The organism is Bacillus sp. AFS037270, assembly GCF_002585305.1.
In genome coordinates this window covers 1-15,288 of sequence record NZ_NUNF01000029.1, presented here as the reverse complement: position 1 = coordinate 15,288, position 15,288 = coordinate 1, and the positions used below count along the sequence as shown (strand labels likewise).

Below are 15,288 nucleotides of genomic sequence, written 5' to 3'. Positions count from 1 at the left end.
TTCGCTTGTGGATAACTGTTAATAAAAGACTGTCGACGTCCAGCTTCAGCGCCTAGCCCCTCGGGTGGTCTACAGCCGCTCAAGGAATGAAGGCAAAGAACGCCTTCTTTCCCTGAGTGTCTTATGCTTGTCGGGGGCTGTTCCAGGCGCTTGCGCTTTTGTTCTATCCTGCATTATTTACAAATATCAACCTCTAAATCAGTAACAGGCCACCAGAAGAAGCCGTCTTTTTCGAGTAGTTCATCTGCTGCCTTAGGACCCATCGTACCGGATTCATAATTAGGAAATTCTGCTTTCGTTTTTTCCCAAACAGCTGAAATCTTATCTACAAAAGCCCAAGAGTATGCTACTTCATCCCAATGTGTGAAATTGGTAGCATCCCCTCTCATACAATCGTATAAGAGTTTCTCATATCCTTCCGGAGTATTCATCGCATGAATGCCCGTATTGGCAAAGCTTAATTTTACTTCTTGGGCATCAAGATGTCCACCCGCTTTTTTAGCATTTAGATGCAGCGTGATACCTTCTTCCGGCTGAATGTGGATAACTAGGAGATTCGGATTCAACATTTTTTCAGGTTGATAATATAAATTCATCGGGATGTCTTTAAATTGTACGACAATTTTCGTTGATTTAGCAGCCATCCTTTTACCCGTACGGATATAAAATGGTACACCCGCCCAACGGAAGTTATCAATCATAATCTTTCCAGCCACAAAGGTTTCGGTATTGGATTCTTTATCAACCATCGCTTCATCGCGGTATTTAGGAACTTTAACATCATCAAGGGTTCCTTCACCATACTGGCCGCGGACAAAATATTGCTTTACTTCTTCACCCTCGACGGTTCTTAAGGATCTAAACACTCTAACCTTTTCAGACCTTACTTCGTCGGTGGTAAGACTGATTGGCGGTTCCATTGCAAGCAATGCCACCATTTGCATCATATGATTTTGCAGCATATCTCGAAGAGCACCACTTGTTTCATAATAACGTCCGCGCTCTTCGACCCCAAGTGTTTCACTTGAAGTAATTTGAATATTCGAAATATACCGGTTATTCCAAAGCGGTTCAAAAATAGCGTTGGCAAAACGAATTACCTCTATGTTCCGTACCATTTCTTTTCCTAAATAATGGTCAATTCGGTAGACCTCTTTTTCGGAAAAGGCACTTCTAATTTGTTTATTTAACGTCTTGGCTGATTCTAAGTCATGTCCAAATGGTTTTTCGATCACAAGGCGCTTATAACCTTTTACATCTGTCAGCCCATCTGATTTTAAATGCAAGGCAATTGGACCAAAAAATTCCGGAGCCATCGCCAAGTAAAAGATTCGATTCCCCTCAAGGTCATAATTCTCATCAACTTGGTCTGCAAACTTTTTTAATGATACATATGAATTTGAATCTGCAACATCATGTGATTGGTAGTAAAAATGGGAAGCAAACTCATCCAGGTTTTCTTTGTTTCCTAATGCCGAAATCACCGATTCCCTAACGGATTGCTGAAATTCGTCATTGGAAAGTGATCTTCTAGCAACACCGATCACGGCAAATTTGTCTAGCTTATTCCGTGAAAACAATCGGTAAAGTGAAGGAAATAATTTTCGTTTGGCCAAATCTCCAGTTGCTCCAAATATCATTATTAATGATGTCATGTTTTGCTCCACGTTTTGTAACCTCTTTTCTCATAGCCTAGTTATGTATTTTTTTGCTTTTATTTAATTTATCTGTTTTTTTTAGGTTTCGCAAATATATTGAATTGCATGTAACAAAATATTTTCTTTCGGATAATGAAGTTTGTCCTAAGTAAGCATAAAAAAAGAGTTTGTGATATAGTTATTCATAATGAAAAATGGAGAAGAGAGGAGCTTTTTATTTGGATTTATTTTTCTTAGGAACAGGCGCTGGGATGCCGGCAAAACTACGAAATGTTACGTCCATAGCCCTCAAATTACTTGAAGAGCGGGGGGCGGTCTGGCTATTTGATGTTGGCGAAGCAACACAGCATCAAATATTACATACCTCCATTAAACCACGGCGGATTGAAAAAATATTTATTACCCATCTTCACGGCGATCATATCTATGGGCTTCCTGGGTTATTATCTAGCCGTTCATTCCAAGGTGGAGATACGGAAGTTACTGTTTATGGACCAAAAGGCATTAAAGAATATATTCAGGTTAGTCTTTCTTTAAGTCAAACGTATTTGAAATACCCATTATCTGTAATTGAAATTTCCGAAGGTATTATTTTCGAGGATGAGCAATTCACAGTGGAAGTACGGCGGTTAGACCACGGAATTCCTTCCTACGGCTATCGGATTGTTGAGAGGGACAGACCAGGTACACTGCTTGCAGACAAATTGAAGGAAGCGGGGGTACAGCCAGGACCCATTTTTAGAAAAATAAAAAATGGTGAATCGGTCACACTCGAAGACGGCAGGGTCATTGAACCGGACAAGTTTCTTGGACCTTCTCAAAAGGGGCGTATCGTCACCATCCTTGGTGACACCCGGTATTGTGAAAATTCGCGGTGGCTGGCTCAGGATGCTGATTTCTTAGTACACGAAGCTACCTTTGCAAAAGGGGAGGAGCAGCTTGCATTTGACTATTTTCATTCGACAACAAGACAGGCAGCCGAGATTGCCAAACAAGCTGACTGCAAACGATTGTGTCTCACCCATATAAGCTCCAGGTATGACCGGCAGGCATGGCTTGAACTTGTTGGCGAAGCACGAGAGGTTTTTTCGGAGACGGACATTGCCGAGGATTTTAAAGAATTTAATATCCCATCTAAGTAATAAAAAGCACTACCGAAAAATTCGGTTAGTGCTTTTCATATTAATAAATCCCCTTTTTATAGGGATTTTCCTACATTTAGTTCCGAGCTTAATGCTTTTCCCATTTTTTTTGATTGCTCTGTAGCAGCCTTTATACAAGAAATAAATGCTTGCTGTACCCCGTATTCCTCTAGAACATGGATTCCCGCTTCAGTTGTTCCGCCAGGGCTTGTCACTTCGCGCCGCAACTGTTCAGGTGATTTAGAGGAATTCTTCACCATTTCAGCAGCACCGATAAGAGTTTGAACGATCAGTTCTTGGGCTATTTGCTTATCGAGGCCAATCTCATCTGCGCTATTTTCCATTGCTTCGATAAGATAATAAATATAGGCCGGACCACTTCCAGACAATCCTGTCACAGCATCGAGCTGCTCTTCCTCAACCAATTTTGCTAAACCAACCGTTTCAAAAAGACTCTTAATGGTTTCTAACTGCTCAGTCGTTACCCGTTCATTTACGGCAATAGCAGTAGCTGATTTTCCAACAGCTGCCGATGTGTTAGGCATCGACCGGGCTATTGAAAGTGGTTTTCTTGCTAGTGTTTCAATTGTACTCATTGATACACCTGCTAAAACCGAAACAATAAGCATGTCCTCTGTTAAATATTCGCGAATTTTGTCAACCGCGCTATCAGCATCCTTTGGCTTCATCGCAAGCATAACGATATCTGCGCCTTCAAAAAGAGTATTCAACTCATACGTACTAGAGATGCCATATCGTTCCTCAAGGAGCTGCAATCTATTTTTATTTCCATGATTTGTCACCCAAATGTGTTTCTTATCAATTAGTTCATTCTCAATTATGCCTGAGATGAGGGCTTCCGCCATGGATCCAGCACCTATAATCGCAATCTTTTTCATTATTACTCCTCCTATTGAAATGAAGTGATTATGCTTGAAGACAGCCTGTTTGTCAAGGTTAATTATAAGAATTTTTCATTTTTTCCAATAAAGGTTCTTTAAAAATGACATTAAGTAAAAAAATGGCTAAAATTTAATTAATAAACTAAATGACACATAATGTTCATTATTTTAAAATACATTTTTTATCCAAGATAAGGAGTTTATTTATATGACAGAATGGAAAGATGGAATTGCGAAGATCACATTGCCAACGCCGTTTCCAGTGGGAGATGTTAATGTCTATTTGATAAAGGGTGAGCGCTTAACACTTGTGGATGCTGGAGTAAAAACAGATGAGTGCTGGAATTCCTTTAAAGAGCAGCTTGCTGAATTAGATTTAAGCCCCAGGGATATTGAGCAAGTTGTTCTTACCCATCATCATCCTGATCATGTTGGGATGCTTGAATTTTTTTCGGAGTCATTAGAGGTATTCGGCCACCCCCTAAATGAACGATGGATCCATCCCACAGAAGAATTTTTTCAATTACAAGAAGAATTTTTTAAAGCAACATACAGAGAGTTTGGTTTACCTGATGAATTTTTACCTTTCCTATCTAAGCTGCGTAATACTTTTAAATATTCGTGTAACCGCTCGTTGACAGGCCATTTAGTCGAGGGAATGAATCCTATCGGACTTAGCAACTGGAAGGTTATAGAAACACCAGGCCATGCCCAAAGTCAAATTGCGCTCTTTCGAGAAAAGGATGGAATCCTGATTGCTGGTGATTTGATTTTAGCTCATATTTCACCTAATCCCTTACTAGAGCCCCCTCTGCCTGGTGAAACAGAAAGGCCGAAACCGCAGCTCCAGCATAATGATTCTATGAAAAAACTGTTATCCTACCCAATTCAATGTGTTTATACAGGTCATGGGGAGGAGGTCACTCAATTAGCCGAGCTAATTGACAAGAGACTCACCCGGCAGCATGAACGTGCAATGACAGTGTATAGCTGGCTAAAGGAAGAACCGCTCACAGTCTTTGAAATCTGTAAACGTCTTTTTCCAACGGTCTATCAGCGTGAATTGATGTTAACGATATCGGAAAGTGTGGCCCAGCTTGACTATTTATCATCTATCGGGGAAATTATTAGTAGTACTAGTAAGCCTGTTTTCTATCAAGCAAGGGTTTAGGTAGTTAGGGCTGTAACTCTGATGGGGTGTTAAAATGGTGAGGGAACAATTGAAAGGTAAAAATATTGTTATTACAGGTGCTTCCGGCGGAATTGGCGCAGAAATTGCCAAGCTTTGTGCTGAGAGTGGCGCTAATCTTGTTCTGTTGGCACGGAGTGTGGAGAAACTCGAGCAGCTTCAAGTAAACTTAGAGGAACACCATCACATACGAGTGGATGTGTTCAAGCTTGATGTATCAGATACAGATCAAGTTAAAGAGGTCTTTGAACAAATCTTTGAACAAATAGGCCACATTGATATTCTGGTTAATAATGCGGGATTTGGGGTATTTCGTGAAGCCCATGAAGCCACGATGGACGAAATGAAAGGGATGTTTAATGTTAATGTCATTGGCTTGATGGCATGCACAAGCATGGTCTTGCCGAAGATGCGTGAACGCCATTTTGGCCATATTATTAATATTGCCTCTCAGGCAGGAAAGCTCGCAACGCCTAAGTCGAGTGTTTATTCCGCTACAAAGCATGCTGTTCTTGGCTATACAAATGCCCTAAGAATGGAGCTTGATGATTATAATGTTCAAGTGACATCGGTAAATCCGGGACCGATAGCGACTAACTTTTTTAATATTGCTGATGAACAAGGCACTTACGTGAAAAATGTGCAGAAGTTCATGCTGGAGCCTGGCTATGTGGCTCAAAAAGTAGTTGATAGCATGCTGACTAAAACAAGGGAAATCAATCTACCGCGTTGGATGAACATGGGAAGCGTTGTTTATGTTCTATTCCCACGGCTGTTTGAGCGAATCGGAAAACGAGTGCTTAATTCTAAATAAAGAGTTGTATTAAGCTGCTTTCTGAAAAAGAAGGCAGCTTTTTTCATGAGATAAGAAAGTATAAATTTTTTTGACTTTGAGAATTGTNNGCTGACCAAGGCGCTTGCGCTTTTCTTATTTCTCTTTTTTAGAAATGGTATAATGGATTAATTCTTAGATAGATAGAACTGTCTTCGGGAAGGAGTCAGGGATTTGAGTATTAAAATAAATCAAAAATTGATTAAAGAATTGTGCGGGACTGTCTCCTTTAAAAGAGGGGAGGCATTTTTTCGCTCTAATAAAGTATTGTTTGAACAATATGGACCTGAGCGGTATAAAGCAACCGTCTCCGGAACAGAGAATTTTTACGTGGTGATTGAAAAGGAAAACGATGAGCATTTTCTTTCTAGATGCAGTTGCCCTAAGCTCGCATCTTTTCAAAAGGATTGTCAGCATATTGCCGCCGTTTTGTTAGCCATTCATGATTTTCAAATGAAAGGAACCAGCCCGGTTAGATCTGCTGAGGTGAACCAAGGGGAATTGGCTAAAGGTATGCTGAATATTTTTCAAAGCAAACAAAGACGACCGAGCGGTCATCAGCTTCATTTTGAAAATAGAGCAGTTCTTGATTTGGAGTTTATTATTAAACCTATCATCGATAATATGGGATATCCTTCACTTGGAATTGAGCTGTTCATTGAACGGACCAAAGTACAGCATATCAGGAGTTTCCTTGAAGGAGTCCAATCAGGTCATTCATACCAGCTTTCTAGCGTGTTTTTGTATGATCCTAGCCTGCATTGTTTTCAATCACAGGCAGATTCGGTTATTCAGCATCTCATTCAGCTAATCCATGATGGGGCAGATTCTTCCGTTTTTAACAACGCAGAACTGCTGCCGATTCCACCGTCTTCTTGGAAGCAGCTGCAAACTCTGTTAACGAGGGCGCCCCTCGTAAAGTTAGAACATGACGGGTTTACTTTTAAGCCTCTACAAATAACAGAAGAATTGCCGCCCTTACAGTTTGAATTTTTGGAGGCTGAAACCACTGGCTATTGGTTAAAGGTAAAAGGGCTATCGCGTATGGTTGTTCTAAACGCCTATGGTTCCGTATTGTCTGCTGGTAAAATAATTAACTTAAATGCTGAGGATTGTCAGCATTTGGAAGAGATTAAACAGATGCTGGATATCTCAGGAACGAACCATATTTTTATTCACCAAGAGCAAATAGCACCCTTTTTCGAAAAGGTAGTTCCAGGTCTGAGAAGATTAGGTCATGTCCAGTTATCAACTGCCCTTACTAGAAAGTTTATGAAAACGCCGTTGACAGCGAAACTTTACCTAGATCGGGTAAAAAATCGTCTGCTGGCCGGGCTGGAGTTTCATTATGAAAATCTAGTGATTAATCCTTTGGAAGATAACACTGTCTTTGCAGGCGTTCGGATTATCAGGGATAAAGAAAAGGAAGAGCGAATTTTAGAAGTAATGGAGGAAAGCTCTTTTGTTAAAACGGACAGCGGTTATTTTTTACACAATGAAGAATTAGAATATGAATTTCTTTACCATGTTGTCCCAAAGCTGCAAAAGCAGGTACAAATTTATGCGACGACTGCAGTAAGAAATCGAATCTTTAGAGTACCCGCCCCCCCGGCTCTCAGGGTAAGCTTGAAAAAAGAACGAACGAATTGGCTGGAATTTAAATTCGAGCTCGATGGCATTTCTCAGCAGCAAATCAAAGAGGTATTAATGGCATTAGAAGAAAAGCGTAAATATTACCGTCTGCCGAGCGGCAGTCTTCTCTCGTTAGAGACAAGAGAGTTTGAAGAAATTCAGCGTTTCTTAAAAGAACTTCCTGTCCAGAGGGATGAGATTGAAAACATCTTTGAGGTTTCCATTATGCAGGGACTCTCGCTGTTTGATTCGGTGGATGACAGTAAGGTGCTAAGGCTGGAGGAATCATTTCAACAGTTTCTTGAAACATTAAGAAATCCCAGCAGTCTAAGCTTTGAGGTGCCGGTGAGTTTGGAGTCTATTCTGCGTGACTATCAAAAACATGGTTATCGATGGATGAAGACCCTTGCCCATTATGGTTTTGGCGGAATTCTTGCGGATGATATGGGGCTTGGGAAAACACTGCAGAGTATTACGTTTATTTTATCGGAGCTTATCTCTATTCGGAATCGAAAACAGCCGGTTCTAATCGTTTGTCCGTCCTCTTTATCCTATAACTGGTTAAATGAAATAATGAAATTTGCTCCGGAACTGCAAGCCATTGTTGTGGACGGAAATCAGCGGGAAAGGTACAGGATTCAGAGTGAGGCCATGGAAATGGATGTAGTCATCACCTCCTATCCACTGCTGCGGCGGGATATTCAATGGTATGAGAAACAATCCTTTCATACCATCTTTTTTGATGAGGCACAGGCCTTTAAAAACCCGATCACGCAAACGGCAAGGAGTGCAAAAAGACTTAGGTCTGACTATCGCTTCGCTCTCACCGGCACACCGGTTGAGAATGCACCAGAAGAATTGTGGTCGATTTTTCATGTTGTCTTTCCTGAATTATTTAAGGGATTAAGAGAATTTAGCCATCTTTCCAAGAAGAAGATCGCTCGTAGAGTGCGCCCCTTTTTGCTGCGGAGGATGAAAGAGGATGTAGCTTCTGAGCTTCCTGAAAAGCTCGAATCCCTAGAAATGGCAGAGCTTCTTCCAGACCAAAAGAAGCTATATGCAGCTTATTTGGCGAAATTAAGGGAGGATACGTTGAAGCATCTTGATAAGGAGACGATTAGGAAAAATCGGATAAAAATTCTCGCTGGTCTAACCCGTTTGCGGCAGATTTGCTGCCATCCAGGCCTGTTTGTTGACGGTTATAAAGGGAGCTCTGCAAAATTGGACATGCTGCTCAGAATTGTGGAGGAGTCCAGGATGTCCGGGCGCAGGGTCCTGATTTTTTCACAGTTTACTAAAATGCTTGGATTAATCGGGCGAAATTTGAGCATGTTGGGACTGCCTTTTTTCTACCTGGATGGTCAAACTCCCTCTCAAGAAAGAGTAGAAATCTGCCGCCGCTTTAATCAAGGTGAACGCGACTTTTTCTTGATTTCATTGAAAGCCGGCGGGACAGGCCTTAATTTGACAGGAGCTGATACCGTTATCCTGTATGATATTTGGTGGAATCCTGCCGTTGAGGACCAAGCAGCCGACCGAGCGCATCGCATTGGTCAAAAAAATGTTGTCCAAGTGATTAAACTTGTTACTCGAGGGACAATTGAAGAGAAGATTAGTGAGCTCCAGGATAAAAAGCGGCACCTGATTGAAGAAATTATTCATTCTTCTGACGAAAAGGAAACTTCTCTTTTAACCGAGGAGGATATCCGTGAGATCCTTTCTTAATATACAAATGATTTGAAGCCCCTTTTTTAAAGAGGCTTCATTTTAATTAGTTAAAAATTCATAAACCACATCATTTACAACCTCATATAAATCCGCTTTAGGCTCTCCCTCTTTCAATTGAAGGATCCTTTTTGTTAACAGCTCCATATCCTGTTCGCTAATCGGGCTGGAATCCGTTTCGTAATATTGCTTAAAACAATTTTTTATCATTTTGACGACTAATTTTTTCTCCATCAACGACACCTCACTTCATTATAACGCTTTTCGCTATTGGAAACCGCTCAAAAAATTTCCATTGAATACGAACGCATATTCGCTTAAAATATGAATAGACTAAAGAACAAATGTTCGATATTTAAATTGTGAGGGAAAAGTCATGATTGATTACAGCGCAATGCCGAAAAATAAAATTTTATGTGTGGACATGAAGAGTTTTTATGCAAGCTGTTCCGCTGTTATGGAAGGTCTTGACCCTTTGAATTGTTATTTAGCCGTTGTGGGTGAGAAAAAGCGGCAAGGGAGTATCGTGCTTGCGGCTTCGCCTCGCTTGAAAAAGGAATTTGGCATTAAGACGGGTTCACGTCTGTTTGAAATACCAGATGACCCCAAGATTAAAATTGTCGAGCCCAAAATGGCCACTTATTTACGGATTTCAACTGAAATTACCCGTGTATTTAACCGCTATGTTCCAAAAGAAGCCATCCACGTTTATAGTGTTGATGAAAGCTTTATTAGAGTGGATGGGGCCGCTCATTTGTGGGGCGATGCCTGTACCATTGCCGAAAAAATAAAAAAGGATATTGAGCGGGAATTCCAGCTGCCATCTGCCATTGGAATTGGACCTAATATGTTATTAGCAAAGCTTTGCCTTGACCTTGATGCTAAGAAAAAAGGGGTGGCGGAATGGACATATGAGGATGTTCAGACAAAACTTTGGAACGTGTCACCACTGCGAGAAATGTGGGGAATCGGCAGACGTGTTGAAAAAACTTTAAATAGCATGGGCATTTTCACCGTTGGCCAATTAGCCCGTTATGATTTAAAAAAGCTGGAAAAGAAATTCGGGATTATGGGAAACCAGCTTTATTATCATGCTTGGGGAGTAGACCTATCTGATTTAGGAGCACCCATTATCGAAGGGCAAATCAGCTTTGGAAAGAGTCAAATTTTGTTAAGAGATTATAAAGAGGAAGAAGAGATTAAGGCCGTCATGTTAGAAATATGTGAAGAGGTCGCCAGAAGAGCACGTACCCATCGAAAAGCGGGAAGAACGATTAGTCTAGGAGTGGGTTATAGTCAAGATGAATTTGGCGGCGGCTTTCATCGTTCCCGAACGATCGGACAGCCAACAAATGTAACAATGGAGCTTTACCGTGTTTGCCTCGAATTATTTAACGAACATTATAGTGGAAAAACGGTAAGGCAAATTTCAATCGCGATTGGAAATATTGTCGACGACCGGGAACTGCAGCTTGATTTGTTTGACATGGGGGCGTCTAAGCGGCGGGAGCTTGGGTATGTGGTTGATTCAATCCGTAGGCGTTTTGGGTCAGGTTCTTTGCTCCGGGCTGTTTCCTATACGGCTGCCGGAACCGCTAAACATCGAGCGACATTGGTTGGGGGACATAAAATGTAATGAAAGAAGGAAATACCTATGATTCGTGACCGTGGAAAAATCAAATGGACGTCCATGATGCTTCCTGAACACGTCAAATTACTTAGGGATTGGGTAAAAGAAGATCGATACGAGCAGAAAAGGGAAATGGATGAGCAGCAGCTAGAGCTTATGAACGAAACCTTGTCCGAAGCAATTGAGTTTAACCAGTTTGTTACGATTACTCATTATCGGAATCAAAACTATGAAATGGTAATTGGTAAAATCCATTATTGGGATGAATTAACGCAAAAGCTTCATGTGGTAGACCGTTTTGAAGAGGTGCACCGGATACGGATCCCCGATATTGCTGATATTCGGTTAACTGATATGTAACATATAAAAAGAGCGGCTTAGCAGAAAGCCGCCCAAATTATCTATTCTTCCTTATTCACTCTAACTTGTGATTCAAACTTTCCTTTGTGAGAGCCGTCGCAGAATGGTTTATTATTAGACAAACCACAGCGGCAGAGAGAAAAGGATGGCTTAGTAGAATAAACATTGCCTTCGCCATCAAGTAATTCCACATCTCCGGTAATTCTCAGTGAACCATTATCATTGACTTTTATTTGAACCTTTGACATGTTAAGCACCCCTTATAAAAATTCGTCTTAACAATGAGAATAAATGGAATTACAAGGAAAAGCAACCAGAATATAATCAGAAATTTTAACTTGGAAGTGCATGGTCCACATATTTTTGCAAAAATTCATCAATCGCACGTTCATAATCAGCGCGATTTTCATTGAAAGACTGGGCATGACGTCCATTTTCCGCAATATAAAGCATTTTTGGGCCCTTTTTTTGCTCAAATAAATCCTTTGACATAGAAGGCAAAATAAAATCATCTTTTTTACTATGGATAAACAATACGGGGTGTTTAATATTTTCGATGACCGCAATCGGAGAAACATGCCGTATCGAATATTTGTCGCGCAGGCGTAAAAATGCATCCCCAATTGGCAGTAAGAGGCCCGGGATGATTTTAAAGTCTTTTTTAATAAGATAGGCAAGCTGATCCTTGAAATCAGAAAATGGACAATCCGCAATGTAAAAATCGGCCCCGTCCTCTAATAGTCCGGCATACAAAAGCATTGTTGCCGCACCCATGGATTCACCGTGAATCCCAAGTTCAAGGCGAGGGCCTATCTCCGTTTTTAGCCAATCAACAACGGTTTTTAAATCGAACTTTTCATAGTGGCCAAAACTCGTTGTTTTTCCACCCGATTCTCCGTGGCGGCGGTGGTCGTATATTAAGGTGTTAAAGCCGCGCTCTAAGAAAAGGTTTGCATATTTAATCGAGTTAATTTTGGTCTCCGTTACACCATGGGAAATAATCACATAACGATTCGTATCGTGCGGTTCAACAAGCAGAGCTTTAATGGTATATCCAAATGGAGAGGAAATGTCGACATCACGCTTTGGAAGTGACTCAAATTCTTCTGGATTATATCTGCCAGCTTCCTTTTCCCGCCTTAAAATTAATTCCTCGTCCTTCTTTTTCATATACATCAGACGGTTTGTAAAATACAAACCGAGAGATACCCAGAAAAACAACAAAACAAAAAAAGCCCGGAATGCCTTTTTCATATTGGCACCTCCCACAGGAATAAAGTTAGTATTAAAATATGTAAAACAACTATACAGTGCCCATAAATTAACAGATTTAATTTTAACATAGAAAAAGCCGCTGACACCAAAACGCGGCTTTAGGTATTAAATTAGGGATTCACTTTTTTATTGTCCAGCTCCTGCGCCTAGGGGCTCTTAGGTCTGAGCCCCTGTTCAAGGCACTTCCGCTTTTCCTATTGTTCAGAATTTTGTCTTTTGGTAGGGTGAAGGGCTTTTTCAAGCTCTTCAGCAGCAATCATCCGTTTGCCGCCTCCTGCTGTGTCCGCATAGTTTTTCCCGCTTTGACTGTTACCTTTCTCACGCTTCTGGCTCATGTTCAGTCCCCCTTCATGGTAGTCTCAATTATTAAGATGGTTGATGAGGTGACTGATTATTCATAGGAGATGAATCTAAACCGTTTGGGAGTGAAGACGGTAATAGCCAGTTTCAATTTTTCTTGATAAATAAGGGATGACAACTTCAATGGCAGCGATTAATTTATCGAGGTCAACACCTGTTGCAATTCCCATTCTTTCAAGCATGTAAACAACGTCCTCGGTAGCAGCGTTTCCTGCAGCACCCGGAGCAAACGGGCAGCCGCCCAGACCGCCAGCAGAGGTGTCAAAACGGTCAATTCCTGCTTGGAGGGCAGCTAAAATATTGGCAAGGGCAAGCTTCCGTGTATCATGAAAATGGGCGGTAATAAGAATTTCAGGGAACTCAGCTTTTAATTGGGAAAACAGAGAAAAAGATTCATTGGGTGCTGCCATACCAATCGTATCGGCTACACTTAATTCATCGACACCGGCATGAACAAATTCACGGCAAAGCTCTAGGGTGTTTTTCTCGCCCATTTTTCCTTCGTATGGGCAATAGAAGGCCGTAGAAATGCAGGCCCGAACAAAATAATTCTTGTCTTTTAATTCACGGATAATCGGCCTTAATTCCGCCATACTGTCACGTGTTGTTTTATTGATATTCTTTAAATTAAAGCTATTGCTTACGCCAACAAACACGGCAACTGCCTGGCATTCGGTCGAATAAACCCGATCCACTCCTCTCCGATTAGGGGCGAGAACGATGTTTCGCGTCTTCTCATCAAGACAATTCGCTGTGATTTCAGCAGCATCTCCCATTTGCGGCACCCATTTCGGTGATACGAACGAAGTCAGCTCCATTTCCTTAAGTCCGGCACTCCTCAAACTAGCAATAAATTGTTTTTTGATGTCAGTTGGGACTATTAACTTCTCATTTTGAAGCCCATCGCGCGGGCCTACTTCGATGATCGTCACTTTTTTAGGTAAATTAAACATCATTTTCCCCCTCCGATCTTCATACTTTCATTGTAGTGGTGTTATTTTCTGAAAAGCAAGAGTTAATGGAATTTTGACAAAATTAGAGGAATTTTTCTCGAAAAGTAGAATTAATAAAGAGTCAAGGGGAAGAAAAAATGTTTGGCTAATATGAAACCTAAATCAAAGGGAGAGAGAATAGGATGAAGAAAATTTGTACTTCCTTCCAGGAGGCGGTTGCTGATATCCAGGATGGGGCAACATTAATGGTCGGTGGATTTGGTTTATGCGGTATCCCAGAAAATTTGATTTTAGCCTTAGCGGAAAAAGGAGTTAAGGATTTAACCGTCATTTCCAATAACTGTGGGATTGATGAATGGGGCTTAGGACTGCTATTAAATAATAAACAAATAAAAAAAATGATAGGCTCCTATGTTGGGGAAAATAAAGAGTTTGAGAGACAGGTTCTAACAGGGGAACTGGAAGTAGAATTAACCCCTCAAGGAACATTGGCAGAAAAAATACGAGCCGGCGGTGCCGGGATTCCAGCCTTTTATACACCTGCAGGGGTTGGAACACCAATTGCTGAGGGGAAAGATACAAAGTTGTTTAATGGCCGTGAATATCTGTTAGAAGAGGCGCTGACAGCTGATTTTAGCCTTGTAAGGGCATGGAAAGGCGATAAGATGGGAAACCTCGTTTACCACAAAACAGCCCGAAACTTTAATCCCATGATTGCAGCAGCTGGAAAAGTAACTATCGCAGAAGTGGAAGCGCTTTACGAAATAGGTGAATTAGATCCTAATTTTATTCATACACCAAGTATTTATGTTCAAACAATTATTGAAGGGAAACAGGAAAAACGGATTGAAAGATTAACCGTACAAAAATAGAGTGGGGGAAGGGAGCAAATAGCTATGGCAAATGATAAAGCCAACGTCAGAGAAAGAATTGCAATTAGAGCAGAAAAGGAAATAGAGAATGGCTTTTATGTCAATCTTGGTATCGGTATGCCAACCCTCGTTGCAAACTATATTACAGACAATAAGCAAGTAGTTTTACAATCAGAAAACGGTCTTCTCGGTATAGGCCCATATCCTTGTGAAGAAGATGTGGACCCTGATTTAATCAATGCTGGGAAAGAGACGGTCACCGCGATTAGCGGGGCAGCTTATTTTGATAGTGCTGAATCGTTTGCAATGATTCGGGGGGGACATGTTAATTTGGCGATTCTCGGCGGGATGGAAGTATCGGAACAAGGGGATTTAGCCAACTGGATGATTCCAGGAAAAATGATTAAAGGGATGGGCGGTGCAATGGACCTTGTCCATGGGGCCCAGAAAATCATCGTCATTATGGAGCACGTCAATAAAAAAGGTGAATCAAAGATATTAAAACAATGCACATTGCCGCTAACCGGAAAAGGGGTTGTGAATCGAATTATCACGGAGCGTGCGGTGATGGATGTTACGGATTCTGGATTAAGACTTGTGGAAGTGGCAAGCGGGTATACAGTTGAGGAGGTTGTTAATTCAACCGAGGCCGCCTTGTTGGTAGATGAAAATGTTAAATTAGAGGCTTATTAATAGTCCAAGCAGGCTGCGAAAACTCAGCCTGTTTTTTTATGAGATAAGTATAAAAGTTTTTAACT

General features: G+C 41.1%; 15 protein-coding genes. 8 read left to right on the top strand and 7 right to left on the bottom strand.

Going from position 1 to position 15,288, the window contains the following annotated elements:
- Positions 1 to 173 precede the first annotated feature (173 nt).
- Positions 174 to 1,655 carry a glucose-6-phosphate dehydrogenase gene (gene zwf / locus COD92_RS14470; RefSeq protein WP_176541181.1) on the bottom strand — a complete coding sequence of 494 codons (1,482 nt, stop codon included), beginning with the start codon at positions 1,653 to 1,655 and terminating at the stop codon, positions 174 to 176.
- 221 nt (positions 1,656 to 1,876) lie between these two features.
- Here zwf and rnz point away from each other — a divergent pair, with 221 nt between their 5' ends.
- On the top strand, positions 1,877 to 2,800 hold the full coding sequence (gene rnz / locus COD92_RS14465) for a ribonuclease Z (RefSeq protein ID WP_098530104.1): 924 nt from the start codon (positions 1,877 to 1,879) through the stop codon (positions 2,798 to 2,800).
- Between the two features lie 56 nt (positions 2,801 to 2,856).
- Here the strand turns inward: rnz and proC are convergent, their stop codons facing one another.
- Positions 2,857 to 3,699 (bottom strand): pyrroline-5-carboxylate reductase, encoded by an 843-nt coding sequence (gene proC, locus COD92_RS14460; RefSeq protein WP_098530105.1) that lies wholly within the window; start codon positions 3,697 to 3,699, stop codon positions 2,857 to 2,859.
- 211 nt (positions 3,700 to 3,910) lie between these two features.
- Between proC and COD92_RS14455 the strand changes: the two genes are divergently transcribed.
- From COD92_RS14455 to COD92_RS14445, 3 genes are all read left to right on the top strand, one after another.
- Positions 3,911 to 4,873: an MBL fold metallo-hydrolase gene (locus COD92_RS14455; RefSeq protein ID WP_098530106.1), complete on the top strand. Its 963-nt coding sequence runs from the start codon at positions 3,911 to 3,913 to the stop codon at positions 4,871 to 4,873.
- Positions 4,874 to 4,907: 34 nt separating this feature from the next.
- Positions 4,908 to 5,705, top strand: a complete 798-nt coding sequence (locus COD92_RS14450) for an SDR family NAD(P)-dependent oxidoreductase (RefSeq protein WP_098530107.1) — start codon at positions 4,908 to 4,910, stop codon at positions 5,703 to 5,705.
- Positions 5,706 to 5,897: 192 nt separating this feature from the next.
- The gene (locus tag COD92_RS14445) at positions 5,898 to 9,080 is read left to right on the top strand and encodes a DEAD/DEAH box helicase (protein WP_098532467.1); all 3,183 of its coding nucleotides are present in this window, start codon (positions 5,898 to 5,900) and stop codon (positions 9,078 to 9,080) included.
- 42 nt (positions 9,081 to 9,122) lie between these two features.
- On the opposite strand, the gene COD92_RS14440 is transcribed toward COD92_RS14445, so the two are convergent.
- Entirely contained in the window at positions 9,123 to 9,314 is a 192-nt protein-coding gene (locus COD92_RS14440; protein WP_098532466.1) for a YqzH family protein, read from the bottom strand.
- Between the two features lie 142 nt (positions 9,315 to 9,456).
- On the opposite strand from COD92_RS14440, the gene COD92_RS14435 reads away from it, so the two are divergent.
- Positions 9,457 to 10,716, top strand: a complete 1,260-nt coding sequence (locus COD92_RS14435) for a Y-family DNA polymerase (RefSeq protein ID WP_098532465.1) — start codon at positions 9,457 to 9,459, stop codon at positions 10,714 to 10,716.
- A gap of 18 nt (positions 10,717 to 10,734) precedes the next feature.
- Positions 10,735 to 11,070, top strand: a complete 336-nt coding sequence (locus COD92_RS14430) for a YolD-like family protein (protein WP_098532464.1) — start codon at positions 10,735 to 10,737, stop codon at positions 11,068 to 11,070.
- A gap of 41 nt (positions 11,071 to 11,111) precedes the next feature.
- Here COD92_RS14430 and COD92_RS14425 read toward each other — a convergent pair whose 3' ends face one another.
- The 4 genes from COD92_RS14425 to COD92_RS14415 form a co-directional block, all read right to left on the bottom strand.
- The gene (locus tag COD92_RS14425; RefSeq protein WP_098532463.1) at positions 11,112 to 11,318 is read right to left on the bottom strand and encodes a CDGSH iron-sulfur domain-containing protein; all 207 of its coding nucleotides are present in this window, start codon (positions 11,316 to 11,318) and stop codon (positions 11,112 to 11,114) included.
- Positions 11,319 to 11,403: 85 nt separating this feature from the next.
- Entirely contained in the window at positions 11,404 to 12,324 is a 921-nt protein-coding gene (locus COD92_RS14420) for an alpha/beta hydrolase (RefSeq protein ID WP_098532462.1), read from the bottom strand.
- A 215-nt stretch (positions 12,325 to 12,539) separates the two neighbouring features.
- Positions 12,540 to 12,680 carry a hypothetical protein gene (locus tag COD92_RS31980; RefSeq protein WP_176541399.1) on the bottom strand — a complete coding sequence of 47 codons (141 nt, stop codon included), beginning with the start codon at positions 12,678 to 12,680 and terminating at the stop codon, positions 12,540 to 12,542.
- A 75-nt stretch (positions 12,681 to 12,755) separates the two neighbouring features.
- Positions 12,756 to 13,658 (bottom strand): hydroxymethylglutaryl-CoA lyase, encoded by a 903-nt coding sequence (locus COD92_RS14415; protein WP_483295676.1) that lies wholly within the window; start codon positions 13,656 to 13,658, stop codon positions 12,756 to 12,758.
- A gap of 182 nt (positions 13,659 to 13,840) precedes the next feature.
- Here COD92_RS14415 and COD92_RS14410 point away from each other — a divergent pair, with 182 nt between their 5' ends.
- Together COD92_RS14410 and COD92_RS14405 are read left to right on the top strand one after the other, a co-directional pair.
- Positions 13,841 to 14,530 carry a CoA transferase subunit A gene (locus tag COD92_RS14410; protein WP_098532460.1) on the top strand — a complete coding sequence of 230 codons (690 nt, stop codon included), beginning with the start codon at positions 13,841 to 13,843 and terminating at the stop codon, positions 14,528 to 14,530.
- 24 nt (positions 14,531 to 14,554) lie between these two features.
- Positions 14,555 to 15,223: a CoA transferase subunit B gene (locus COD92_RS14405; protein WP_098532459.1), complete on the top strand. Its 669-nt coding sequence runs from the start codon at positions 14,555 to 14,557 to the stop codon at positions 15,221 to 15,223.
- Positions 15,224 to 15,288 lie beyond the last annotated feature (65 nt).